At 65.4% G+C, this 24,656-nt stretch carries 17 protein-coding genes; 12 read left to right on the top strand and 5 right to left on the bottom strand.

All coding sequences use genetic code 11. The features are described 5' to 3' along the window. Positions 1-43 precede the first annotated feature (43 nt). From urtB to AC1RMG_RS26055, 11 genes are all read left to right on the top strand, one after another. On the top strand, positions 44-1,546 hold the full coding sequence (gene urtB, locus AC1RMG_RS26105) for an urea ABC transporter permease subunit UrtB (RefSeq protein WP_011059008.1): 1,503 nt from the start codon (positions 44-46) through the stop codon (positions 1,544-1,546). Beyond that, positions 1,546-2,625, top strand: coding sequence for an urea ABC transporter permease subunit UrtC (gene urtC / locus AC1RMG_RS26100; protein WP_011059007.1), 1,080 nt, complete (start codon positions 1,546-1,548; stop codon positions 2,623-2,625). Before urtB ends, urtC begins: the two co-directional genes overlap by 1 nt. Continuing rightward, the gene (urtD, locus tag AC1RMG_RS26095) at positions 2,622-3,482 is read left to right on the top strand and encodes an urea ABC transporter ATP-binding protein UrtD (protein WP_011059006.1); all 861 of its coding nucleotides are present in this window, start codon (positions 2,622-2,624) and stop codon (positions 3,480-3,482) included. The genes urtC and urtD overlap by 4 nt, the downstream gene beginning before the upstream one ends. 103 nt (positions 3,483-3,585) lie before the next feature. Then, positions 3,586-4,284 (top strand): urea ABC transporter ATP-binding subunit UrtE, encoded by a 699-nt coding sequence (gene urtE / locus AC1RMG_RS26090; RefSeq protein WP_123397731.1) that lies wholly within the window; start codon positions 3,586-3,588, stop codon positions 4,282-4,284. Between the two features lie 30 nt (positions 4,285-4,314). Then, positions 4,315-5,154: an urease accessory protein UreD gene (locus AC1RMG_RS26085; protein WP_015633968.1), complete on the top strand. Its 840-nt coding sequence runs from the start codon at positions 4,315-4,317 to the stop codon at positions 5,152-5,154. A gap of 57 nt (positions 5,155-5,211) precedes the next feature. Continuing rightward, the gene (gene ureA, locus AC1RMG_RS26080; RefSeq protein WP_011059003.1) at positions 5,212-5,514 is read left to right on the top strand and encodes an urease subunit gamma; all 303 of its coding nucleotides are present in this window, start codon (positions 5,212-5,214) and stop codon (positions 5,512-5,514) included. Between the two features lie 9 nt (positions 5,515-5,523). Next, positions 5,524-6,057 carry a GNAT family N-acetyltransferase gene (locus AC1RMG_RS26075; protein ID WP_011059002.1) on the top strand — a complete coding sequence of 178 codons (534 nt, stop codon included), beginning with the start codon at positions 5,524-5,526 and terminating at the stop codon, positions 6,055-6,057. 7 nt (positions 6,058-6,064) lie between these two features. Continuing rightward, complete coding sequence (locus AC1RMG_RS26070; RefSeq protein WP_011059001.1) at positions 6,065-6,598, top strand: GNAT family N-acetyltransferase; 534 nt, start codon at positions 6,065-6,067, stop codon at positions 6,596-6,598. Further along, positions 6,595-6,900 (top strand): urease subunit beta, encoded by a 306-nt coding sequence (locus tag AC1RMG_RS26065; RefSeq protein ID WP_011059000.1) that lies wholly within the window; start codon positions 6,595-6,597, stop codon positions 6,898-6,900. The genes AC1RMG_RS26070 and AC1RMG_RS26065 overlap by 4 nt, the downstream gene beginning before the upstream one ends. Positions 6,901-7,008: 108 nt before the next feature. Beyond that, positions 7,009-8,709: an urease subunit alpha gene (gene ureC, locus AC1RMG_RS26060; RefSeq protein ID WP_262213938.1), complete on the top strand. Its 1,701-nt coding sequence runs from the start codon at positions 7,009-7,011 to the stop codon at positions 8,707-8,709. A gap of 98 nt (positions 8,710-8,807) precedes the next feature. Continuing rightward, entirely contained in the window at positions 8,808-9,941 is a 1,134-nt protein-coding gene (locus tag AC1RMG_RS26055) for a sensor histidine kinase (RefSeq protein WP_011058998.1), read from the top strand. 191 nt (positions 9,942-10,132) lie between these two features. On the opposite strand, the gene AC1RMG_RS26050 is transcribed toward AC1RMG_RS26055, so the two are convergent. Both AC1RMG_RS26050 and AC1RMG_RS26045 read right to left on the bottom strand, forming a co-directional pair. Further along, positions 10,133-10,435 (bottom strand): chaperone modulator CbpM, encoded by a 303-nt coding sequence (locus AC1RMG_RS26050; protein ID WP_011058997.1) that lies wholly within the window; start codon positions 10,433-10,435, stop codon positions 10,133-10,135. A 23-nt stretch (positions 10,436-10,458) separates the two neighbouring features. Then, positions 10,459-11,400, bottom strand: coding sequence for a DnaJ C-terminal domain-containing protein (locus AC1RMG_RS26045; RefSeq protein ID WP_011058996.1), 942 nt, complete (start codon positions 11,398-11,400; stop codon positions 10,459-10,461). A 297-nt stretch (positions 11,401-11,697) separates the two neighbouring features. Here AC1RMG_RS26045 and AC1RMG_RS26040 point away from each other — a divergent pair, with 297 nt between their 5' ends. Further along, positions 11,698-12,963 (top strand): Hsp70 family protein, encoded by a 1,266-nt coding sequence (locus AC1RMG_RS26040; RefSeq protein ID WP_493170563.1) that lies wholly within the window; start codon positions 11,698-11,700, stop codon positions 12,961-12,963. Positions 12,964-13,029: 66 nt separating this feature from the next. On the opposite strand, the gene AC1RMG_RS26035 is transcribed toward AC1RMG_RS26040, so the two are convergent. The 3 genes from AC1RMG_RS26035 to AC1RMG_RS26025 form a co-directional block, all read right to left on the bottom strand. Continuing rightward, on the bottom strand, positions 13,030-14,040 hold the full coding sequence (locus AC1RMG_RS26035; protein WP_011058994.1) for an AI-2E family transporter: 1,011 nt from the start codon (positions 14,038-14,040) through the stop codon (positions 13,030-13,032). Between the two features lie 125 nt (positions 14,041-14,165). Then, positions 14,166-15,017, bottom strand: coding sequence for a hypothetical protein (locus AC1RMG_RS26030; protein ID WP_185070170.1), 852 nt, complete (start codon positions 15,015-15,017; stop codon positions 14,166-14,168). Then, positions 15,014-24,637 carry a hemagglutinin repeat-containing protein gene (locus AC1RMG_RS26025; RefSeq protein WP_493170609.1) on the bottom strand — a complete coding sequence of 3,208 codons (9,624 nt, stop codon included), beginning with the start codon at positions 24,635-24,637 and terminating at the stop codon, positions 15,014-15,016. Before AC1RMG_RS26025 ends, AC1RMG_RS26030 begins: the two co-directional genes overlap by 4 nt. Between the last annotated feature and the right edge of the window lie 19 nt (positions 24,638-24,656).

Raw genomic sequence — 24,656 nt, 5'->3', positions numbered from 1 at the left:
GCTCGCTCCTACAGGTTATCCGGGCGCTTTCAAGGACACCGATATGCCCACTGCCCTCTACCGTTTGATCCTCGCCGGCCTGCTGTTACTGCCATGGACGGCCCAGGCCGGGGATGCCGAAGACTTCGTCGCCGGCAACTCCGGCGAGCAGGCCCGGCTCCTGGAAACCTGGGCCGCGCAGCCCGACCCGGCGCGCCTGGAACTGCTCAACGCCCTGCAGCAGGGCCAGTTGAACATCGCCGGCGAAAGCAGAACCCTGCGCCTGAACAACCGCCTGCGGGGCCTGATCGACAGCGCCCTGGCCAGCCACCAGTTGCTCGCCAGCGACGCCAACAGCCGTCTGGCCGCCGCCCGCCAACTGCAGAAAAGCGCCAAGCCGGCGCAACTGAAATTCCTCGATGCCCGACTGGCCGCCGAGCAAGCCCCCGACGTGCACGATGCCCTGAGCCTGGCCCTGGCCAACCTGCAACTGGTGGACAGCGACCCGGCGGTGCGCCTGGCCGCCGTGCGCCTGCTGGGGGAAACCGGCGACCCGCTGGCCCGCACCCGCCTCGAAGGCCTGCTCGAACCCGGGGTCGAAGCCGATGCCGCGGTACGCACCGCGGCCGAAACCAGCCTGGCCCAGGTCAAGCGCAAGCTGCTGGTGGGCGAAGTGCTGGGCCAGGCCTTCAGCGGCCTGTCCCTGGGTTCGATCCTGCTGCTGGCGGCCCTGGGGCTGGCCATCACCTTCGGCCTGCTGGGGGTGATCAACATGGCCCACGGCGAGATGCTGATGCTCGGCGCCTACGCCACCTACGTGGTGCAGTTGTTGTTCCAGCGCTACGCCCCGCAGGCCATCGAGTACTACCCGCTGCTGGCACTGCCGGTGGCGTTCTTCGTCACCGCCGGGATCGGCATGGCCCTGGAGCGCACGGTGATCCGCCACCTCTACGGCCGGCCCCTGGAAACCCTGCTGGCCACCTGGGGCATCAGCCTGATGCTGATCCAACTGGTACGCCTGCTGTTCGGCGCGCAGAACGTCGAGGTGGCGAACCCGGCCTGGCTCTCCGGCGGCATCCAGGTGCTGCCCAACCTGGTACTGCCCTACAACCGCATCGTGATCATCGCCTTCGCGCTGTTTGTCGTGGTGCTCACCTGGCTGCTGCTGAACAAGACCCGCCTGGGCCTGAACGTGCGCGCGGTGACCCAGAACCGCAACATGGCCGCCTGCTGCGGCGTGCCCACCGGGCGCGTGGACATGCTCGCCTTCGGCCTCGGCTCGGGCATTGCGGGCCTGGGCGGCGTGGCCCTGAGCCAGATCGGCAACGTCGGCCCGGACCTGGGCCAGAGCTACATCATCGACTCGTTCCTGGTGGTGGTACTCGGCGGGGTCGGGCAACTGGCCGGCAGCGTGCTGGCGGCCTTCGGCCTGGGGGTGGCGAACAAGATCCTCGAACCGCAGATCGGCGCCGTGCTCGGCAAGATCCTGATCCTTGCGCTGATCATTCTGTTTATCCAGAAACGCCCGCAGGGACTCTTCGCACTGAAAGGACGGGTGATCGACTGATGAATCAACCACTGCTCATTACCGCCACCCAGAAAGCCGGGCCCAGGGTCACGATCACCGTCGGGGCGTTGCTGCTCCTGGTGCTGCTGGCCCTGCCGCTGCTGTCGCTGCTACCGGCGGACAACCCGCTGCAGGTCTCGGCCTACACCCTGACCCTGGTGGGCAAGATCCTCTGCTACGCCATCGTCGCCCTGGCCCTGGACCTGGTCTGGGGCTACGCCGGGCTGCTGTCCCTGGGCCACGGCCTGTTCTTCGCCCTGGGCGGCTACGCCATGGGCATGTACCTGATGCGCCAGGCCGCCGGGGATGGCCTGCCGGCCTTCATGACCTTCCTTTCCTGGAGCGAACTGCCCTGGTACTGGGCCGGCACCGAGCATTTCCTCTGGGCCCTGTGCCTGGTGGTGCTGGCCCCGGGTCTGCTGGCCCTGGTGTTCGGCTTCTTCGCCTTCCGCTCGCGGATCAAGGGCGTGTACTTCTCGATCATGACCCAGGCCCTGACCTTCGCCGGGATGCTGCTGTTCTTTCGCAACGAGACCGGCTTTGGCGGCAACAACGGCTTTACCAACTTCCGCAGCATCCTGGGCTTCGGCATCACCGAACCGGGCACTCGGGCGGTGCTGTTCCTGGCCACGGTGGCGCTGCTGGTGGGCAGCCTGTACCTGGGCTGGCGCCTGGCCCGGAGCAAGTTCGGCCGGGTGCTGACGGCCCTGCGCGATGCCGAGAACCGCCTGATGTTCTGCGGCTACGACCCGCGCGGCTTCAAGCTTTTCGTCTGGGTCCTGAGCGCCGTGCTGTGCGGCCTGGCCGGGGCCCTGTACGTGCCCCAGGTGGGCATCATCAACCCCAGCGAAATGTCCCCCACCAACTCCATCGAGGCCGCCGTGTGGGTCGCCCTGGGCGGGCGCGGCACGCTGATCGGCCCGCTGCTGGGGGCCGGTGTGGTCAACGGCATGAAGAGCTGGTTCACCGTGGCCTTTCCCGAATACTGGCTGTTCTTCCTCGGTGCGCTGTTCATCGTCGTGACCCTGTACCTGCCCAAGGGCGTGATCGGCCTGCTGAACAAACGAGGTGAACAATGAGAGTCACAGCAACGGCGGACTTCATGCTCGAACCCATTCTCGACACCAACAAGGACGCCGGCACCAGCCGCGACGCCATCGGCCTCGGCCACGCCGCCGGCAAGGGCCTCAACACCCGCCACGGCACCATCCTGACCCTGGAAGACATCAGCGTCAGCTTCGATGGTTTCAAGGCGCTCAACGACCTCAACCTGTACATCGGTGTCGGCGAGTTGCGCTGCATCATCGGCCCCAACGGCGCCGGCAAGACCACCCTGATGGACGTGATCACCGGCAAGACCCGCCCCTCCCGGGGCAAGGCCTGGTTCGGCGAAACCCTGGACCTGACCCTGATGAGCGAAGTGCAGATCGCCCAGGCCGGGATCGGCCGCAAGTTCCAGAAACCCACGGTGTTCGAGGCCCTGAGCGTGTTCGAGAACCTGGAGCTGGCGCAGAAGACCGACAAGTCGGTGTGGGCCAGCCTCGGGGCACGCTTGAGCACAGAACAGCAGGACCGCATCGCCCAGGTGCTGGAGACCATTCGCCTGAGCCCTTCGGCTCAACGCCAGGCGGGCCTGCTGTCCCACGGCCAGAAGCAGTTCCTGGAGATCGGCATGCTGCTGATGCAGGACCCGCAACTGCTGTTGCTGGACGAACCGGTGGCGGGCATGACCGACGCCGAGACCGAATTTACCGCCGAGCTGTTCAAGACCCTGGCGGGCAAGCACTCGCTGATGGTGGTGGAACACGACATGGGCTTTGTCGGCTCGATTGCCGACCACGTCACCGTGCTGCACCAAGGCAGCGTGCTGGCTGAAGGCTCCCTGGAACAGGTGCAGGAAAACGAACGGGTGATCGAGGTTTACCTCGGCCGTTAGCGCAACCGCCGTTCGCCGGCAAGCCGGCTCCTACCCCTCCCGCAGGAGCTGGCTGGCCAGCGAAGACCGCCCCGCAATCCCCACAAAACTCGAGTACCCGACCATGCTCCAAGTCGACCAGTTGCACCAATACTACGGCGGTAGCCACATCCTGCGCGGCCTGAGCTTCGAGGCCCGGATCGGTGAAGTCACCTGCCTGCTGGGGCGCAACGGCGTGGGCAAGACCACCCTGCTCAAGTGCCTGATGGGCCTGCTGCCGGCCAAGGAGGGCGCGGTCAACTGGGAGGGCCGGGGCATCACCGGCTACAAGCCCCATCAGCGCGTCCACGCCGGGATCGCCTACGTGCCCCAGGGCCGGGAAATCTTCGGCCGCCTGACCGTGGAGGAAAACCTGCTGATGGGCCTGTCCCGCTTCCCCGGCTCCCAGGCCAAGGAAGTGCCGGCCTTCATCTACGAACTGTTCCCGGTGCTGTTGCAGATGAAGCAGCGCCGTGGCGGCGACCTCTCCGGCGGCCAGCAGCAACAACTGGCCATCGGCCGGGCCCTGGCCAGCCGCCCGCGCCTGCTGATCCTCGATGAGCCCACCGAAGGCATCCAGCCCTCGGTGATCAAGGAGATCGGCGCGGTGATCAGCAAGCTCGCGGCCCGGGGCGACATGGCGATCCTGCTGGTGGAGCAGTTCTACGACTTTGCCGCCGAACTGGCCGACCAGTACCTGGTGATGTCCCGGGGGGAAATCATCCAGCAGGGCCGCGGCGAAAATATGCAGGCCGAGGGTGTACGCGGCCTGGTTACGATCTAATCTGTAGCCTCCTAACGATAACGACCCAGCATGAACCTACCTGCCGCCACCGCCCTGTTCACTCCCAGCTGGCACGCCGAACTGGAGCTGGCCTATGCCCGTTGCGGTGCCACCACGCGCCCGGTGCTGCGCCGCCACCTGGGCCCGCTGCGGGTGCAGAAGCACCTGTATGCCGAAGGCCCCGAGGTTTGCCAGCACATCATCGTCCACCCGCCCGGCGGCATTGCCGGCGGTGATCGGCTGGCCATCAGCGCCCGGGTCGACAGCGGTGCCTGGGCCCAGTTGACCAGCCCCGGGGCGGCCAAGTGGTATCGCGCCACCGGCCCGGCCAGCCAGGCCCTGAACCTGCAGGTAGCGCCGGGCGCGACCCTGGAGTGGCTGCCCCAGGAAACCATCGTCTTCAGCGCTGCCCAGGCCGAGCTCACGACCCGCATCGAATTGCAGGGCGATGCCCGGCTGTTCTACTGGGACATCATTGCCCTGGGTCGCCCGGCCAGTGGCGAGCGGTTCGAGCAGGGCCATTTCCAGGCCCACCTGGACCTGTACCGCGACGGCCGCCCGCTGTGGCATGAACGCCAGCGCATCGGCGGTGGCGACGGCCTGCTGGATTCCCCCATCGGCCTGGATGGCCAGCCGGTGTTCGCCACCTTGCTGGTGACCGGTGAAATCGACAGCGAACTGCTGGAACGCTGCCGCGCCCTGGCACACCCGGTACGCGGCGACCTGAGCCAACTGCCGGGCCTGCTGGTGGCCCGCTGCCTGGCCAGCGAAGCTCTGCAGGCCCGGGCCTGGCTGATCGAGCTGTGGCGCCTGCTGCGCCCGGCACTGCTGGGCCGCGAAGCCAGGCCACCCAGAATCTGGAACACCTGACCCCCATGCCCTTTTCCACTGCACCTTTTTCTACTGCCTGACAACGGATTGACCACGATGGATCTGACCCCACGCGAAAAAGACAAGCTGCTGATCTTCACCGCCGGCCTGGTGGCCGAGCGGCGACTGGCCCGCGGCCTCAAGCTCAACTACCCGGAAACCATGGCCTATATCTCCGCGGCGCTGCTCGAAGGCGCCCGGGACGGGCAGACCGTGGCCGAACTGATGCACTACGGCACCACCCTGCTCAGCCGCGAGCAGGTGATGGAAGGCATCCCGGAGATGATCCCGGACATCCAGGTGGAAGCCACCTTTCCCGACGGCACCAAGCTGGTCACCGTTCACCAACCCATCGCCTGAGGCCGTGCCATGACCTATCGCATCCGCGATGCCCTGCATGCCGACCTGCCGGCGATCCGCGACATCTACAACGACGCCGTGCTCAACACCACGGCGATCTGGAACGAGCAACCGGTAGACCTGGGCAACCGCCAGGCCTGGTTCAGTGCACGCCAGGCCCAGGGCTATCCGATCCTGGTGATCATCAACGCCGAGGAGCAGGTGCTCGGCTACGCTTCCTTCGGCGACTGGCGGCCTTTCGACGGCTTCCGTCACACCGTGGAACATTCGGTCTATGTGCGCAGCGACCAGCGCGGCAACGGCCTGGGCCCGCAGTTGATGGCGGTGCTGCTGGAGCGCGCCCGGGGCTGTGGCAAGCACGTGATGGTGGCCGCCATCGAGAGCGGCAACAGCGCCTCGGTCCGTCTGCATGAGCGCCTGGGGTTCATCAGCACCGGGCAGATGCCTCAGGTGGGCACCAAGTTCGGGCGCTGGCTGGACCTGACCTTCATGCAGCTGATTCTCAACCCCGGGGCGCAACCGCCCGCCCCGCACAAGGAGTGAAATCTCGATGAACGCCGCCCAACTGCGCCTTGTCCATGGAGAAAGCTTTGCCCATTACCGTCAGGGACTGATCGAGTTGCTGCTGGACTCGGTGCAGCACGGGGCGTCCATCGGCTTCATGGCCGATCTCGACGACAGCCAGGCCCGCAGCTACCTCAGCAGCGTGCAGGCCGGGGTCGAGGACGGCAGCCTGCTGTTGTGGGTGGTGGTACGCGACGAGAAAGTCCTGGCCAGCGTGCAACTGGCCCTGTGCATGAAGGCCAACGGGCGCAACCGCGCCGAGGTGCAGAAGCTCCAGGTCCTGCACAGCGCCCGCCGCCGCGGCCTGGGCCAGCAGTTGATGAATGCCCTGGAACAGGCCGCCCGCCAGCACAAGCGCGGGCTGCTGTACCTGGACACCGAGGCCGGCTCCGCGGCGGAAGAGTTCTACCGCGCCCTGGGCTATACCCGGGTCGGCGAACTGCCCAACTACTGCCAGAGCCCGGACGGCACCTATACCGCCACCGCCATCTACTTCAAGACCCTGGGACAACCCCTATGATTCCTGGCCAATACCAGATCCAGCCCGGCGAGATCGAACTCAACGCCGGGCGCCGCACCCTGCGCCTGAACGTATCCAACAGCGGCGACCGGCCAATCCAGGTCGGCTCCCACTACCACTTCTTCGAAACCAACGACGCCTTGACCTTCGACCGAGCCGCCAGCCGCGGCATGCGCCTGAACATCGCCGCCGGCACCGCGGTGCGCTTCGAACCGGGCCAGACCCGGGAAGTGGAACTGGTGGAACTGGCCGGCAAGCGCCGGGTATTCGGCTTCGCCGGGCGGATCATGGGCGACCTCTGATCCCTCGACCCTACGCACGTAGGAGCCAGCTTGCCGGCGAATGCGGTCTTTCGGGCCCCTTCGCCGGCAAGCCGGCTCCTGCAAGACCTGTTTTTGTAAGGAGCTGCGATGAAGATTTCCCGTGAAGCCTACGCCGACATGTTCGGCCCCACCGTGGGCGACAAGGTGCGGCTGGCCGACACCGAGCTGTGGATCGAAGTGGAGAAGGATTTCACCACCTACGGTGAAGAAGTGAAGTTCGGCGGCGGCAAGGTGATCCGTGACGGTATGGGCCAGAGCCAGTTGCTGGCCGCCGAGGTGGTGGACACCCTGATCACCAACGCCCTGATCATCGACCACTGGGGCATCGTCAAGGCCGACGTCGGCCTCAAGGACGGGCGCATCGCCGCCATCGGCAAGGCCGGCAATCCGGACATCCAGCCCGACGTGAACATCGCCATCGGCGCCAGCACCGAGGTCATCGCCGGTGAGGGCATGATCCTCACCGCCGGCGGCATCGACACCCATATCCACTTCATCTGCCCGCAGCAGATCGAAGAGGCGCTGATGAGCGGCGTCACCACCATGATCGGTGGCGGCACGGGACCTGCCACCGGGACCAACGCCACCACCTGCACCTCCGGGCCCTGGCACATGGCGCGCATGCTCCAGGCGGCGGACGCCTTCGCCATGAACATCGGCTTGACCGGCAAGGGCAACGCCAGCCTGCCCGAGCCGCTGATCGAACAGGTCAAGGCCGGGGCCATCGGCCTCAAGCTGCACGAGGACTGGGGCAGCACCCCGGCCAGCATCGACAACTGCCTGAGCGTGGCCGATGAGTACGACGTGCAGGTGGCGATCCACACCGACACCCTCAATGAATCGGGCTTCGTCGAAACCACCCTGGGCGCCTTCAAGGGCCGCACCATCCATACCTACCACACCGAAGGCGCCGGCGGCGGCCATGCCCCGGACATCATCAAGGCCTGCGGCCTGGCCAACGTGCTGCCCAGCTCCACCAACCCGACCCGCCCCTTCACCCGCAACACCATCGACGAACACCTGGACATGCTGATGGTCTGCCATCACCTGGACCCGAGCATCGCCGAGGACGTGGCCTTCGCCGAAAGCCGCATCCGCCGGGAGACCATTGCCGCCGAGGACATCCTCCACGACCTCGGGGCCTTCTCCATGATCAGCTCCGACAGCCAGGCCATGGGCCGGGTCGGCGAAGTGGTGACCCGCACCTGGCAGACCGCCGACAAGATGCACAAGCAGCGCGGCCCGCTGCCGGGAGACGGCCCGGGCAACAGCAACTTCCGGGTCAAGCGCTACATCGCCAAGTACACCATCAACCCGGCGATCACCCACGGCATCAGCCATGAGGTGGGCTCCGTCGAAGTGGGCAAGTGGGCCGACCTGGTGCTCTGGCGCCCGGCGTTCTTCGGGGTCAAGCCGACCCTGATCCTCAAGGGCGGGGCCATTGCCGCCAGCCTGATGGGCGACGCCAACGCCTCGATCCCGACCCCGCAGCCGGTGCACTACCGGCCGATGTTCGCCAGCTTCGGCGGCAGCCGTCATGCCACCAGCCTGACCTTCATCAGCCAGGCCGCACTGGAGGCCGGGGTGCCGGAGCAGTTGGGGCTGAAAAAACGCATCGCCGTGGTCAAGGGCTGTCGCAACGTGCAGAAAACCGACCTGATCCACAACGACTACCTGCCGGATATCGAAGTCGACCCGCAGACCTATCAGGTCAAGGCTGATGGCGTCCTGCTGTGGTGCGAACCGGCGGACGTGCTGCCCATGGCCCAGCGCTACTTCCTGTTCTAGGGCCGGCCCACCACTGGGCAGAGTGGCTGCTGAAATGTTCGATTAGGCGCTAAGATGCGTCTCGGTTTTCCACTCACTGCCCAGTAAGGTGCCCGGCTATGCGCCTGTCCGATTTTATCGTGCAGCACGTTGATCGAATCGTTGATGAATGGGAACAATTTGCCAGGAGCCTCGCCCAGGACTCCCTGACCCGCACGGACCTGCGTGACCACGCGCGCTCCATCCTGCTGGCCGCCGCCCGGGATATGTGCACCGCCCAGAGCCCCGGGGAACAACGGGCCAAGGCCAAGGGCGAAGGCCCGGAAAAAACCCCCAGCCTGGATGCCGCGGCCGCCAGCCATGGCGAGCTGCGCCATCACGTGGGGTTCGACCTGGTGCAGATGACCTCGGAATTCCGCCACCTGCGAGCCTGCGTGATCCGCCTGTGGGTGGCCAGCCTGCAGACACCGGACCTGGCCTACCTGCAGGACATGATCCGTTTCAACGAAGCCATTGATGAAGCCCTGGCCGAGTCCACCGCGGCCTATGCCGAACAGGTCAGCCGCTCGCGGGATATCTTCCTGGCAATTCTTGGCCACGACCTGCGGGCGCCGTTGCAGGCAGTGAGCATGTCCACTGAAATGCTGGCACGCAAAGTCGCCCTGGACGGCGACGCCCAGGCCTTCGTTTCACGTATCAAGAGCGGCACCCGGCACATGGGCGCCATGGTCAGCGACCTGCTGGAGTTCGTGCGCAGCCGCCTGGGCAGCAGCCTGCCCATCGAGCCTGCGCCCATGGACCTGGCCAGCGCAGCCAAGGCGGCCATGGACGAAGCCTGCGCCGGGCAGCCCGATTGCACCCCGCTGATGAGCTTCGAGGGCGACAGCCATGGCATCTGGGACCGCGGGCGCATCGAGCAGATGCTGCAGAACCTGATCGGCAACGCCCTGCAGCACGGCAACAACCGCCGCACCGTGACCGTGACCATCACCGGTGGCGCGGAACAGGTGCTGTTGACCGTGCACAACTACGGCACGCCGATCCCCCCGGAGGCCCTGGGCACTCTGTTCGACCCGTTGGTGCGCAGCGTCGACGAAGAACTGGGCAACCCCAGCACCAGCCTTGGCCTGGGGTTGTTCATCGTCAAGGAAGTGGTGGTTGCCCACCAGGGCAGCATCGAAGTCAGCTCCAACGCCAGCGATGGCACCACCTTCACCGTGGTCCTGCCGCGCGTCTCCCGCGCCAGTGCCTGAGGCGCTTTGTAACCGCTAGCGCGTTTGTATCGTTTTGTAGCCGCTGCTGAGCGCCAGCGAAGCTGCGAACGAGGACGCAGTCCTCGCAACCCGCTTTTTCCTGACACACCGCAGTCGCCTGTTTATACGGGCGCTGCGCGCCCGGTCGCAGCCTCGCTAGCGCTCGGCAGCGGCTACAGGCCTACACACCCTCAGTCCACCAGCAGGCGGCCCAGGCGCTGTTTGAGCATCTGGTTCTCGGCGCGCAGTTGCCGCACTTCGTCCAGCAGGTCCAGGGCCAGGGCCACGCCTTCCCATTCCAGGTCCAGGTCGCGGCGCAACTTCGCCGCGCGCTTGGCCAGGGACAGCTCATAGTCGTTGAAGCGCCAGTCCTTGGGCGCCCGGCCCTGAGGTTCGAGGATGCCGTGCTCGACGATTTCGATCACGTAGGCCGCCGACAGGTCGGCCACTTCACAGAACTCTTCCATGTCCAGCTGAACGATCAGGGTGCTCATGATCAGCGCCTCCTAGTGTCGAATCAGAAATTTTCCCGGGGGTCGAACGCTGCCTTCTTCGCCAGCTCCTGCCACAAGGCCTTGACGTCGTCGCCCGCCTGCTTGGGCATGACCGCCTTGAGTTGCACGAACAGGTAGCCGCGCTGGCCGGCCTTGTTCAGCAGGCCATGGCCCTTGGCGCGCATGCGCTGGCCATTCTGGCTGCCGGCCGGAACCTTGAGGTTGATCTTGCCGGTCAGGGTCGGTACCGCGACCTCGGTCCCCAGCGCCAGCTCCCAGGGGGCCAGTGGCAGGGTGATGATCAGGTTCTCGCCTTCGACATCGAACTTGGGATGCGGCGCGAAGCGAATAGTCAGGTACAGGTCGCCATTCGCGCCGCCGCCCACGCCCGGTGCGCCCTGGCCCTTGAGGCGGATGCGCTCGCCGTCGGTGACACCTGCCGGAATCTTCACGTTCAGGCTCTTGCTGGTGTTGCTGACGTGTTGTCCATTGGCGTTGTATTGCGGCACCTGGAAGCTGATCTTCTTCGACTCGGTGGACAGGGTTTCTTCAAGAAAGATCGGCAGTTCCATTTCCACATCCTGTCCACGACGACCGCTGCTGCGGCGCTGCTCCGGGCCGCCGAATCCTGGCCCCCGGTTACCAAAGATCGAACTGAAGAAGTCCGAGAAATCGCCACCGTCCTCGCCGCCGCCAAAACCGCCACGGCTCTGCCAGCCCGGCGGGCCCTGGAAGGGCTGGCCATGCTGGCCGTACTTGCGCAGGTCATCGTACTCGGCGCGCTTGTCGGCGCTTTTCAGCGCTTCATAGGCTTCCGAGGCGTCCTTGAACTTGGCCTCGGCATCCTTTTCCTTACTGACGTCGGGGTGGTACTTGCGCGCCAGCTTGCGATAGGCGGCCTTGATCGCCTTGTCGTCCGCTGTCGGCTCCACGCCGAGAATCTTGTAATAGTCTTTGAAGTCCATCGAGGGAATCACCATCCGTTATCAAAGTCGCGCGGCGTGCAGCACAGCATGCTCGGTCTGGCAGCATGAGAATTGATCAATCTCAATTCTCTGACTGAACGGCGCATCAGAAGTTTATCGGCAGCCTCGGGCGGATCTTGTGATCCCGGGTGGCTGCGCGGCCCATGCCTGCAAGTTTGGGGGTAAAGGATAGTCTTTCAAGGCACGACAGGGGGTGATTTAGCAGATAGTCGGCCTTTGCAAGGCGCGAGGACTGGCGTACGCTGCGCGGCCGTTTTTTTCACCGGATCCAAAGACATGAACAACGCCACCCCGGCCCGTGCCTGCGGCATTGACTTCGGTACCTCCAACTCCACCGTCGGCTGGCTGCGCCCCGGCGAGGAGACGCTGATCACCCTGGAGGACGACAAGATCACCCTGCCTTCGGTGGTGTTCTTCAATATCGAGGAACGCCGTCCGGTGTACGGCCGCCTGGCGCTGCACGAATACCTGGAAGGCTACGAAGGCCGGCTGATGCGCTCGCTGAAAAGCCTGCTGGGTTCCAAGCTGATCAAGCACGACACCAGCGTGTTGGGCACTGCGATGCCGTTCAAGGACCTGTTGGGGCTGTTCATCGGCCAGCTGAAAAGCCGCGCCGAAGCCGCCGCCGGTCGGGAATTCGAAGAAGTGGTGCTGGGGCGCCCGGTGTTCTTCGTCGATGACGACGCCGCCGCCGACCAGGAAGCCGAAGACACCCTGGTGGAAGTGGCCCGCAAGATCGGCTTCAAGGAAGTGTCCTTCCAGTACGAACCCATCGCCGCGGCCTTCGACTACGAATCCACCATCGAGCGCGAGGAACTGGTGCTGATCGTCGACATCGGCGGTGGTACCTCGGACTTCTCCCTGGTGCGCCTGTCCCCCGAGCGCCGTGGCGTCGATAACCGCCACGACGACATCCTCGCCACCGGCGGCGTGCACGTGGGCGGTACCGACTTCGACAAGCAACTGAGCCTCCAGGGCGTGATGCCGCTGTTCGGCTACGGCAGCCGGATGAAGAGCGGCGCCTACATGCCCACCAGCCACCACATGAACCTGGCGACCTGGCACACCATCAACTCGGTGTACTCGCAGAAATCCCAGTTGGCCCTGGGCAGCATGCGCTATGACATCGAGGACACCGGCGGCATCGACCGTCTGTTCAAGCTGATCGAACAGCGCGCCGGGCACTGGCTGGCCATGGAAGTGGAAGAGACCAAGATCCAGCTGACCCACGCAGAGAACCGCCTGGTGGCCCTGGACCGGATCGAGCGCGACCTCAACGTGGACCTGACCCGGGCCCTGTTCGAATCCTCCATCGACGGTTTGCTGGAGCGCATCCGCACCAGCGTCACCCAGTTGCTGAGCGACGCCAATGTCGGTGTGGGCCAGGTCGATACGGTGTTCTTCACCGGTGGTTCCAGCGGCATTCCGGCGCTGCGCCAGAGCGTGGCGGCGATGCTGCCCAATGCCCGGCATGTGGAAGGCAATATCTTCGGTAGCATCGGCAGCGGCCTGGCCATCGAGGCCAAGAAGCGTTACGGCTGAAACAGCTTCGCCGGCCCGCCGGCTCCTACAAGGTTCTGTAGGAGCCGGCGGGCCGGCGAACAAGGTTCACACCAATCCCGCCAGCTTCAACTCGCTCTTCAGGTACGCGTAATAGATCGGCCCCGCCACCACCCCGGGCAGGCCGAAGGCGGCCTCGAACACCAGCATCGCCAGCAGCAGCTCCCAGGACTTGGCACTGATCTGCCCGCCAACGATCCGCGCGTTGAGGAAGTATTCCAGCTTGTGGATAAAGATCAGGTAGCCCAGCGCCGCCACCGCCACCCAGATCGACAGCGACAGGCCGACGATGGTGATCAGTGTGTTGGAAATCAGGTTGCCGATCACCGGCAGCAGGCCCAGCAGGAAGGTCAGCACGATCAGGGTCTTGGTCAGCGGCAGCTTGACCCCGAACAGCGGCAGGATCAGCGCCAGGAAGATCCCGGTGAAGAAGGTGTTGAGCAGGGAGATCTTGATCTGGGCGAAGACGATGTTGCGAAACGCCTGGACCAGCAGGTGCAGACGGTCGAACAGCGCCGCCGCCAGAGGCTTGCGCTTGGTCAGGTCGGGGACCCGCTGCAGGGCAATGATCGCCCCCAGGACCATGCCGATCAGCAGGGTCACGAACATGTGCGCCGCGTCCTTGCCTACCAGTTGCAACTCGCTCAGGTGCTTGCTGGCCCAGGCGCCGATGGCGGCCTGGAACTCGGCGGCGCTGGCCGGCAGGTAGGAATCGAGGAACGGCGGCAACTGGCCCCGGGCCTTGTCCACCACCACCATGAACTTGCCCAGCGAGGCACCCGGGTTCTCCGCCTCATGCAACAGGAAGCTGATGGCCCCGGCGAACAGCAGGGTCAGCAGGCTGACCACCAGGGTGCCCAGCAGGGCCACCGCCAGCCAGCGCGCACGCCGGCCTTCGATCAGCCGCTGCAGTTGCGGGGTGAGCATGTTGACCAGCTCGAACACCAGCAACCCGGCCAGCAGGCTGGGCAGCAGACGCAGGGGCAAGGCCAGCAACAGGCCACCGAAGATGATGATCCAACTGATGAACAACAGATGACGCTGTGAAAACGCTGGCATATAGCCTCAAGACAGACAGCGGGGAAAAGACCGGCAGTCTGCCAGCCTTCACCCCTGAGGAATAGTGGCAGGCGCCGTGAGGACGCGGGCTTACAGGGTACTGGAGTGTTGTGACAGGCGAAGGTTCAGTCGGCTTTGGCCCCGGGCGCCGGGGCCGAAAGGTCGGGCAGCGGCACGTCGTAGCCGCAGTAGTGCAGGCGGGTCAGGGTCAGGCGCTTGTCGGGGTAGTCGCTGCCCCAGGCGCTTCCCCGGTCATAACGAGCCTTGCCGCGGGCACAAGCAGCCTGGAGCCGGTTTTGTGCCTGAGCCAGAGCCGAAGGTGCCAGACGCTTGATCTGCAAGCTGGCAAAGAACGGCAGGATAAAGGTCCGATCCAGATCGTAACCCTTGGCGCCCAGCGCCAGACGTTGCCCGGCATGTACGTAGAACGGTTGAGTCAGGCCGCTTTCCCCTTCCCAGCACCAATACCTGACCTCATCCTCCCAGAGCCCCACTGCGGCCCCCTGCCAGTGCTCATAGAAGCGCAGGCACTGGTAGCCACCCCGGGTGACCCAATCCACTTCACGGGGTTTGGCACCACTGCCGGGCAAAGCCAATGCAGCCAGCTTGCCCTGGAGAAAGGCGTCCCGGGGATACATCAGCCCATAACCCTCACCGTCGAGAAAGCTGCTGACCTTCATGTACAGCGAAGACGCCGATACCTGGACATCGCCATAGGCGAAGGTCCCCTCCGTAGCGACAGACAGGCTGTCGCTGATTCTGTCGTAGTAGAAACCGCCCATGAGCGTACCGCATTCTGTGTGCCGGAACGGTTCAGGCAGGTCGAAGGAGAAACGCTGGGGCAAGGTCACCCGCTTGGCCCCTTCGCTACACAACATGCGCTGCTCGGTGCGTCGCTCCTGCGGCTTGGCGGGGAGGTTCAGGCATCCCCCGAGCAGCACTGCCAGCCCCACCACCACACTTGGACTCCCCCTCATCTGCGGATAGTGTCCTTGCCATTGGCATCGATGAACGTAGGTTCAATGTACCGGGGATTCTTCTTGAACTGGTCCTGCAGCGCATTGGGCGCATCACCGCACATGCCCTTGGCAACACACAGGTAGTTCGAGTGCGGGCTATCCACTCCCATCAACGAGGTGCTGGTCGCCAGCGAACCGAAGAAACGAGCCACCGGGTCGGACGAGTGCGTGAAGTTCTGCCCCAGCAGATCCGACACGGTATCGGTGACCGGCAACATGCCGAAAAAGGTCTTCGACCCCGGACGGTTGACCTGGAAGAAGGCGCCGTTGCCGATATCGAATCCGGCGGCATCGGCGGCTTCAAAGAAGCTCTTGGAACCCACTGGGGCGCCCGACAACTGGATGCTCCCGACCTGGCCATTGAGGTTGAAATCCAGGCCGGAAATCGCCCGGTAGGTCAACAGACCGCCCTGGCTGTGGCCGGCAACGTCCAGCTTGTACTCATCCTTGATCCCGGCCTGGAAGAAATCGTGCAGCTGCTGGGCGTTACCAGAGCGTACCGTCCCGCCCAGCGCCACATCCCACAGCGACTCGACCAAGTCGCCGAGAATCCCGTGCTCGGGGTTGTAGGCCTGCATGAAGGAATCGGAGCCGGTCTGCATCGCACCGTTGACCAATGCCGCCATCAGCGAGTTCTGGATGCCGTTGGTGAACACTGCACCATCACCATCGGGACGCTCGATCTCCATCAGCTTCTGCACGTTCTCGATCATCGGTTTGCCGGACAACGGATCCACCTTGATGGTCTTGCCGTCGGACTCGTACTGGTACTTGGTCTCAACCCGGTAGAAGCGCATGTCACCCGTGATCAAGGCCGGCACCTGGGTGATCAGGCCACCATGGTTCTCGACGCCGGGCATGATGCCACCGGTGTACTTGCCAGCCTTGTCGAGCACGGTTTCCAGGAGCCCAGGAATCCAGGCCAGCGGCAGCAACGACGGGTTGTCGGCCACCACCTGGTCCGCCGCCTTACTCAGGTCGCCAAACTGGGTGAAGATACCCGAGGCATTCTTGCCATAGTTCTTCATCCCCTCCTTCCACTGGTTCAGGGTCTGAATCGGGTGGTTCACCGACTCCAGGGACGACTGGGACACATACAGGTCGGTACGCTTTTCCTTGTCCTTGGTGATTTCATAGGCCAGGGACACATCGCGGTTCAGGCCCGCAGTGGAGTCGGCGCCAGTCTTGGCGTCGTTGCGCACGGTGATGGTGCCCGCGCCCACTGTGGCGCGCACTTCCTGCTCACGCTCCTTGCGGTAGTCATAGCCGCTGACGCTCCAGCCGGACGCCCCGGTCTTGCCCTTGCCTTCCTGGCTCTTGTCCGTGGTGAAGGCCACGTCCTTGCCGCCGGTGGCCTTGGCGCCATCGCCGCCGCCCCAGCCAAAGGTGCCGCCCGCATTGACGTAGTAGCTGTGCTCCTTGTCCTGGCCGGAGATATCGCGGAAGCCCAGGGTGCCGGTGTCCAGCTTGAGGTTGCCGTTGTCGGCGGCGACCAGCGCGCCGTCGAGCTGGGTGTGGTTCTCGGTGCGGATGTCCACTCCGTTCTTGCCGGTGATGCTGGTCTGCTCCTGGACCCAGTTGGTCTTGCCGGTGGTCTTGCCCATGCCCAGGGAGCCGCTGACGCTGCCACCGCCGCCCAGGCCGATGCTCACGGTGACACTGGCATCCATTTCCTTGCCGCTGACCTTGCCGGTATCCGGCACCGAGGACACGGTCAGGTCACCGCCAACCCGGCCGATGACCTCACCACCGCGCAGGGTGGCGCCGGCGATGGTGGTGTCCTTGCCACTGCTGAAGCGCAGCTGGTCGCCGGCTACCAGATTGGCGTTCTGCTGCCGCTGGTTGTCCCGGTCCAACTGGCCCTTGCCCATGTCGACGCTGGCGTAGACCGAGATGAAGTCCTTGCCGCCCACGGCCAGGCCCACTTCACCACCGCCGCTGTGGCGGCTGGACTCGCTGCTGGAATCGTTCTGCGCGGCGCGGATGGTCAGGTCGTTACCGGCGCCCAGGTCGATATCGCGCCCGGCCTGGACCTGGGTTCCGATCAGGGTCAGGTTGTTGCGCGCCTCAAGGCTGACATCACGCCCGGCGAGGAATACCGACGGGGTGTTGGTGCCCTGGTTCATCTGCTCGCTGGCCACACCGTTGCTGCCGCCGATACCGGCACGGGCGCTGCCACCGCCGCTCTGGCCATTGATGCCGCCCTGGCTGCGGGCGGTCTTGCTCTCTTCGGAGACCGAACCGTGGGCCACATCCACATTGATGTCACGGCCCACCAGGGTGATGTCGCGCCCGGCGTCGAACTGACCACCGCGAATGTTGATGTCATTGCCGGCCACGGCGCTGATATCCCGCCCGGCCCCCAGGCTGGCAGGGCTGTTGCTGTGCACTTCCTGGCGCGAGCTGCTGGACTGGCTGGCCGTACCGAAATGGGTCGCGGCGGTCGGGCCCGAGGTGAACTGGTTGATCGCATCCACGGTGCTCAGCACGCTGGAGGCCTTGCTGGTGTTGTCCTCGCCTTTGCCGGTGCCCTTGAGGGCGTCCATGGTGTTGCCGTAGTTGTGGCTGACATTGACCGTCAGGCCATTGCGGTCACGGCTCTTGCTGCGCTCCTCGATCGAGGTTTCCTTGCCCGCGTCGATGCTGATATCGCGCCCGGCCTGCAGGTTGATATCACGCCCGGCATCCACTCGCGAGCCTTCCAGGGTCAGGTCACGTCCGGCCTTGATGGTTGCATCCTGCCCGGCCAGCAACTGGCTCGGCGCCACGGTCTGCTCGGCATTGCGCGATTTCTGCTTGAGGCCTTCGCTGCCCAGGAACGCGGTGACGCCATTGCGATCGCTCTCCAGGGACAGCCCCACATGCTTCTCGGATTTCCAGTTGCTCTGGTCCGAACTGTTGCTGCCGGCCAGGACGTTGATGTCGCGTCCCGCCCCCACATTCAGGTTGCGCTCGGCCGCGGCCGTGCTGCCGATCATGTTGACGTCACGAGATGCCTGCAGGGTGGTGTCACGCCCGCCACTGACCACGCTGCCGACACTCTGGGATTGAATGTTTTCCTGGCCGGATTTCTTCGAGGAGGCAATCGAAGTGAAACTGCCGGAACTGGAGAACCCCACCTTGCTCTTGTACTTGTCGCTCTGGCTGCTGGAGGTGTTGGCCGCGTCCATCAGGTTGATGTCGCCGTTCTTGTCGATCAGCCCGGCGCGCACTTCGGCATCGCGCTTGGCTTCGATGGAACTGGCCGAAAGGTTGACGTTGGTCCCGGATATCACCACCGCGTCATTGCCGGCACTCAGCTCGCTGCCCACCTGGGTGGTGCTGCTGGAGGTGCGGCTGTTGCCGCTCTTGCTCAGGCCGAAGCTGCCTTTCTTCTTCTGGCTGTAGGCGCTGTCCTGCTGCTCCTGGGCCGAGACCAGGCTGACGTCCCGGGTAGCGCCCACCAGCAGGTCGTTGCCGGCCTTGAGCTGGCTGCCGACCACGGTGACGTCGCGTCCGCCGTTGAGGCTGATACGGCCGTCCTTGTCCTGGCTGACGTTGACCATCAGGTCGTGCCCGGCGCTGATCTCGGAGGCCACGTTGGTGGTGGAGGAATCGGCGCTGCGGGTGGTCTTGCTCTTGCCCCAGGAACCCTTCTTCTTCTGGTAGAAGGTCGAGGACTGCTCGTCCTGGGCCGAAGCGATGACGATGTCGCGCTTGGCATTGAGGGACAGGTCGTTGCCGGCGCTGACCTGGCTCGCTACCACCGCCAGGTCGCGCCCGGCATTGAGTTCCAGGTTGCCGCCGGTGGTCACGCTGGAGCCCAGGGTCTGCACCGTGTCGTTGGTCACCAGGCCGCGACGGATCGCGCTCTGGGTGAAGGTGTGGTCCTGCACCGCCAGCAGGTCGATGTCGCGACCGGCGCTGAGCTTGGCATCGCCGGCACTGGCGAGCTGGCCGAGGTTGGTCAGGTCGCGACCGGCGCTGAGGTCCAGCTGCTGGCGCGCGGTGATCTGGCTGCCCTGGTCGAGGATGGTGCGATTGCCCGAGCCGTAGCCGACGGCCACTGCGGTGCGGTCGTTGATGATGTCGCCCTTGATCGAGGTGACGCTGACCTGGTTGCCGCGGATTTCCCCGGCCAGGGCGTTGCGCACGCTGTCCTGGGCCATCAGGCTGACCCGCTCGTTGGCCTCGATCAGGCCGCCCTGGTAGAGGCTGCCGCCAGCATTCACGCTCAGGTCGTTGCTGGCCCGCAGGGTACCGACGTTGGTCAGGTCGCCGCCGGCGATCAGGGTCATGTCGCGCCCCTGTATCAGGCTGCCGCCGCGCAGGTTGCGGGTTTCCGCCTGGGCCAGGTAGAGCACCGGCACCAGCACTTTCTCACCCTGCACTTCGCGGGTTTCCATCCACACGATGTCATGGGTCAGCGAGGCCACCTGGGCCGGGGTCAGGGACACGCCGATGCTCAGGTTCAACTGGTCCTTGGAAGCGATGGCGTTGTCCATCAGGTAGCGGTACTGGTCGTAGTCGCTGGTCAGCCCGGCCGCCAGGAAGCGCTGGCCGGTCTGGGCCAGCACCGCGTCGCGAATCAGCCGGGTCTCGTACAGGCCGTCGCCCAGGCGGCGCCAGGTCTGGTCGGTGTTGTAGTTGAGGTTGCCGAGCATGTAGTCCGAGCTCATGAAGCGCGACAGGTCGGTGAAGGTCGGATTGGTCTCGATCAGGTAGCGGCCCTGGGGGTTCTGGCTCTTGACGAACAGGCCGTACTCGCCCTGAGGCACGCGGAAGCTCGACAGCGAGGTCGGGTCCACGGCGGCGAACGGCACGCCGGAGAAATCCACCGGGACGAAGCTGACCTGGGTGGTGCCGTCGGCGCCGACCTTCTCGATGCGTTGCACATCCTTGGCCACCTGGTTGGCCGCCGCGGAGCTCTGGGCATTGACCGTGATCACCTGGCCACCCACCTGGGCCAGGTTGTTCTGCAGCGTCTGCCCGGTGAGCTGGGCGCGGCTCTGTTCGCTCTGCACGCCGTTTTCAAGGGTGCCGCTGACCTGCAGGTGCAGGCGCTGGCCGGCCTGCAGGGTGGAGGCGTAGGCAGTCTGGGAGCCCGGGGTGATCACCGTGTGGCTGGCGGGTTCGTAGATCGGGTACTGGGTCACCACGGTCGGCAGCGGGTCCTGCTGGCCCGGCGCGCGATTGGCGTTGGCGGCGTTCCAGGCGATGGTGGCGCGCTCGGCGGCGCGGAACGCGCCCTTGGAAACCCCGTGCAGGAAATAGCTGATGCTCTCGACCCGTTTGTTCAGGGTCAGGCCCCGGTTGTACAGGTTGTTGGCGGTGATGGAGACATCGCGGTTGGCGGCGATCAGGCTCTGGTCGTTTTCCACCGTATCGGCATTGATGGTCAGGTCACGGTTGGACACCAGGCGGGCGCCAGCGGAGTGCTCGCCCATGGTGCCTTCGTAGGTGGTGTTAACGATGTAAGTGGCGGTGTGGTAATCGCCGGAACAGTCGGTGCAGTTGATCACGATATTGCGCTGGGTGATGGTTTCGCCGACCTGGTAATGGTCCATGGCGTTTTGCAGCAACGCCACGTTGAGGTTCATGTCGCCCTCGCTTTCGATGGTTCCGGAGCGGTTGCTCAGCAGGGCCGCGCGGCCCCCGTCGAGGGCGGCGAAGCTGAGGTTGCCGGCGCTGTAGATGTCGCCGTAGCTGTTGGCCAGGCCGTTGCCCCGCAGGAGCATGTCGCCGCCGCTGTAGATCAGGGTGTCGGCCGAGGTGGTGATGCCGTTGCTGGAGCGCAGCTGCATCTGCCCCAGGGCGCCCAGGGTGCCGCGGTTGTTGATCTGCCCCGCCGACACGTAGAGGTTCTGGCTGGCGATCAGCCGGCCCAGGTTGTCCAGGGTGCCGCGCAGGTTCAGCTCGGTGTCGCCGCCGCTGGCGATACGACCGCCGTTCTGGTTGAGGTCGCTGGCGCCCACCGTGAGCTTGCCCCGGGACGACAGCAGGCCGCTGTTGTTCAGGTTGCCCCCCAGGTCCAGGGTCAGGTAGCCGTCACTGGCCAGTTCCCCGGCGTTGTTCAGGGTGGCGGCGCCCACCCGCAGGCCGCTGGCGCTGGCGATACGGTCGCCGGCACTGAGGTTGAGATCGCCGCCGGTGCTCAGGTCCAGGGCGCCGTTGAGCTGCATCAGCCCGCTGCGGTCCACCCAGCCGATGTCCCAGTCGCCCCGGCCCAGGCCGGTGATGCGCCCCTGGAGGCCCGAGAGCCCGCCCAGGTCGAGTTTGAACAGGCCGTTGCCAGCGTGCTCGATGCTGCCGCCGACGTTGTTCAGGTTGCCCGCATTCAGGCTGAAGGCGTTGGAGCCCAGGGCCAGGCTACCGCCCTGGTTGTACAGGCTGCCGCCCAGGCTGATCCGGCTTTGCTCCCCGCCTACGGCGCGGATTCGCCCGCCGGCGCTGTTGTCCAGGTTGCCGCCCACCAGCAGCAGCGAGCCGGCCGACTCCACCAGGCCGCCCTGGTTGTAGAGGTTGGCCGCGGTGGTCAGGTCCAACTGCTGGGCGCTGATTTCGCCACCCCAGCGGTTGTCCAGGGTCTGTCCGGAAGTGCTGAGCAGGCCGTTGGCGTAGAGCTTGCCTGCCTGGTTGGTGAGGCGATCCACCACCAGCTTCAGGTTGCCGGCCTGGCTGCTGATCAAGCCGGCCTTGCCGTTCAGGGCACTGTTATCCACAGCCCCGGCCGTCACCGCCAGGGTCGCGCCCTGCAGGGTGCCGCCACGGTTGTCCAGGCTGCCCTGGCCCAGGGTGACTTCACCATGGCCGCCCTGGGCCAGGATCATCCCTTCGGCGTTGTTCAGGCCCCCGACCACCAGGTTCAGGCCATCGCTGCCAGCGAGCAGTTGCCCCTGGCGGTTGTCCAGCGCGCCGCCATCGACCTCCAGGCGCTTGCCCTTGAGGGTGCCGCCCTGGTTGTCGAGACGGGCCAGTTGGGTGACCTTGAGTGCCTGGTCACCGGCGTCGATGACCCCGGCGCTGTTGTTCAATACGCCGTTGTTGAGGGCCACATGCAGCCCCCCGGTCTTGGCCACCACTGCGCCCCTGGCGCTGTTGTCCAGGCCCGCGGCGTTGATCCCGACGCTCTCGCCGAGGATCACGCCGCCACTGTTGTCCAGTTGGCCGCCGTTGACTTGCAGATGCCCGTCGCTTTGCAGGCGCCCCTGGCTGTTGAGCAACTGCCCCGGGGTGGCGCCGTCGGCAGTCAAGGTCAGCAGCAAGCCGTCGCTGCCCGCCGCCAGCAGGCCTGCGCCCTGGTTGTCCAGGCGCTGGGTGCTCAGGCTCAGGCGGTCGCCCACCAGTTGCCCGCCACGGTTGTCCAAAAGGCCGTTGTTGGTCAGCAGCAATTGATTGCCCACCACCACGCCGCCCTGGTTGTTCAGGCTGCCGGAGCCGATCTGCACATCGCCGTTCTTGGCCTGCAAATGGCCCAGGGCGTTGTTCAGATGCTGCTTGACCGTCAGGGTCAGCTGGCCGGCTTCGGCGCTGAGTACCCCGCCCTGGTTCTGGCTGAGGCTGTCGAGGTTGGCAGTCAGTACGTTGCCGATCACCTGGCCCTGGTTGTTGGCCAGGTCCCGGGCTTCCAGCAGCAGGTTGTCCTTGCCTTGCAGCAGGCCGCCCTGGTTGTCGATGTCCGCGGTGTGCAGCTCAAGCCCGGTGGCATCCACCGTGCCGCCCTGGTTGTCGAGCTTGCCACTGCTGGTGAGGGACAGCTGCGGAGCAACCAGGGTGCCAGCGCGGTTATCCACGCTGGCGGACTTGAGGCTGAGCAGCGATGTGGCCTGGAGCTTGCCACCCGCATTGATCAGGTCCTGGGCGAGGCTCACCTGCAACTCGCCCTTCTCGGCGCTGACCAGGCCCTTCTGGCTGTTGTCCAGGCGAGTGCCAGTGATCTTGATCTGGTCGGCCAGCAGCTTGCCGCCCTGGTTGAGCAACTCTGCGCCCTGGGTTTCCAGCAGGGTCTGGGCCTGGAGCTGGCCACCGTTGTTGTTCAACTGCTCGCTGACCTTGAAGGTGGCGCTGCCCTGGCTGGCCCCGATCAGGCCCTGCTGGTTGTCCAGCCGCCCGGCGCTGATCTCTACCCGGTCGGCAATCATCGAGCCTTTCTGGTTGCTCACTTCGCGGGCCTTGAGGGTCAGGTCGGCGCCCGCCACTTCCAGGCGCCCGCCGTTGTTGTTCAGGCTATCCAGAGTGAGCGTCGCGGCCTGCTGCTCGCCAAAGCGGATCAGGCCGCCCAGGTTGGCGATGGCCGGGGTGGTCAGCACCAGCTCGTGCTGTGCCAGCACCCGAGCCTGTGCGCCCTGGTTGACCAGGCGCGCGGTCTTGACCTCGACCTTGGGCCCCTGAATCACCCCGTTCTGGTTGTTCAGGGCCTGGCGCGCGGTCAGCTCCAGGTTGCGGCTGGCCAGTACGTTGCCGCGGTTCTCCAGGGTGCCGGCGGTCAGCTTGACCTCGCCGTGATCGTTGCGGCTGTTGTCGGTGTTGACTCCGGCTTCGATGATGCCGTGGTTGACCACCTGCGCGGCGTCCACCACCTGGACCCGGTCCCGGGCCGCCAGGCTGGTCTGCACCTGGATCTGCTCGGCGGCCTGCAGGGTCGCCTCGGTGCCGGCGTAGGCCTTGCCCTTGAGCTCGATGCTCTGGGCCTTGATGGCGATGGCCTGATTGGCGCCCATGCCGGCGACCGTGACCTTGCCGTTGGCGTCGATCTGGATATCACCGGTGCTGGCCGCCATTTCCCCGGACATGTTCACCCCCACGCCCTTTTCCGTGCCCACCAGGCGGATCGCCCCGGCGTACATGCCGCCCAGGGCCGAGCTGTCGATGGCCAGTTCCGGCTTGGCGCTGGCGTCGGCATCCCGGGCCGTGACACTCAGGTCATCGGCCTTGACGTCGTTGCGCCCGGTGATGACGTTGAGCTTCTTGGCGTACAGGTCGGCATTGAGCTTGGTACTGCGGGTGATCAGGTCGAACTGGTCGATGTTGCTGGCGTTGAGGCCGGCGCCTTCGATGCTGATGTCGCCGCCATCGACCTGGAAGCGATCGAGTTTCTGCCCTTCGATCACCGGCTTGCCGGTGGTCAGGGTGGCCCGTGGGGTGTTGATGAAGCCGCAGCCGTTGCAGGTGATGCCATGGGGGTTGGCGACGATCACCCGGGCCGACTGCCCGGCCACTTCGGTATAGCCCGCCAGCTTGCTGCGATTGCTGCCGGTGACTTCGTTGAGAATGACCTGGGCCGCCTGCCCCTTGAGGTTGGGGTTGCCCATGATGTAGCCGCCCAGCTGAGTGTTCTGGGTCGAGCCGGTACCGTTATTGAGGATCAGGCCGTTGCTGCCGACGTTGTATTCGCTGAACTTGTTGTGGGACAAGCCGGCGCCGTTGGCGGCGTTGATGTTGACGATGGGTACGCCATTGCCGGCCGCGCCGATGGTGGCGTTGCCCCCCGCGGCCGGGTCCAGGGCCAGGCCTGCGGCCACGCTGACGATCGGGTTGAGAAACAGGATCCCCGACAACGACAGGGCAATGCATTGGGCAAAAGGCTTGCGTACGTCCATGTGCGAATCATCCATTCAA

The organism is Pseudomonas sp. GW822-FHT04H02, from assembly GCF_058800645.1.
Note: the sequence above shows the minus strand (reverse complement) of the source record. Positions and strands in the feature narration are given on the sequence as shown.

Coding starts and splice junctions, on each gene's coding strand:
- ureA (WP_011059003.1), top strand. CDS start 5,212: ATGGATCTGACCCCACGCGAAAAAGACAAGCTGCTGATCTTCACCGCC.
- AC1RMG_RS26065 (WP_011059000.1), top strand. CDS start 6,595: ATGATTCCTGGCCAATACCAGATCCAGCCCGGCGAGATCGAACTCAAC.
- AC1RMG_RS26050 (WP_011058997.1), bottom strand. CDS start 10,435: ATGAGCACCCTGATCGTTCAGCTGGACATGGAAGAGTTCTGTGAAGTG.
- AC1RMG_RS26085 (WP_015633968.1), top strand. CDS start 4,315: ATGAACCTACCTGCCGCCACCGCCCTGTTCACTCCCAGCTGGCACGCC.
- urtD (WP_011059006.1), top strand. CDS start 2,622: ATGAGAGTCACAGCAACGGCGGACTTCATGCTCGAACCCATTCTCGAC.
- AC1RMG_RS26025 (WP_493170609.1), bottom strand. CDS start 24,637: ATGGACGTACGCAAGCCTTTTGCCCAATGCATTGCCCTGTCGTTGTCG.
- urtE (WP_123397731.1), top strand. CDS start 3,586: ATGCTCCAAGTCGACCAGTTGCACCAATACTACGGCGGTAGCCACATC.
- AC1RMG_RS26035 (WP_011058994.1), bottom strand. CDS start 14,040: ATGCCAGCGTTTTCACAGCGTCATCTGTTGTTCATCAGTTGGATCATC.
- AC1RMG_RS26075 (WP_011059002.1), top strand. CDS start 5,524: ATGACCTATCGCATCCGCGATGCCCTGCATGCCGACCTGCCGGCGATC.
- AC1RMG_RS26070 (WP_011059001.1), top strand. CDS start 6,065: ATGAACGCCGCCCAACTGCGCCTTGTCCATGGAGAAAGCTTTGCCCAT.
- AC1RMG_RS26040 (WP_493170563.1), top strand. CDS start 11,698: ATGAACAACGCCACCCCGGCCCGTGCCTGCGGCATTGACTTCGGTACC.
- AC1RMG_RS26030 (WP_185070170.1), bottom strand. CDS start 15,017: ATGAGGGGGAGTCCAAGTGTGGTGGTGGGGCTGGCAGTGCTGCTCGGG.
- AC1RMG_RS26045 (WP_011058996.1), bottom strand. CDS start 11,400: ATGGACTTCAAAGACTATTACAAGATTCTCGGCGTGGAGCCGACAGCG.
- ureC (WP_262213938.1), top strand. CDS start 7,009: ATGAAGATTTCCCGTGAAGCCTACGCCGACATGTTCGGCCCCACCGTG.
- urtB (WP_011059008.1), top strand. CDS start 44: ATGCCCACTGCCCTCTACCGTTTGATCCTCGCCGGCCTGCTGTTACTG.
- AC1RMG_RS26055 (WP_011058998.1), top strand. CDS start 8,808: ATGCGCCTGTCCGATTTTATCGTGCAGCACGTTGATCGAATCGTTGAT.
- urtC (WP_011059007.1), top strand. CDS start 1,546: ATGAATCAACCACTGCTCATTACCGCCACCCAGAAAGCCGGGCCCAGG.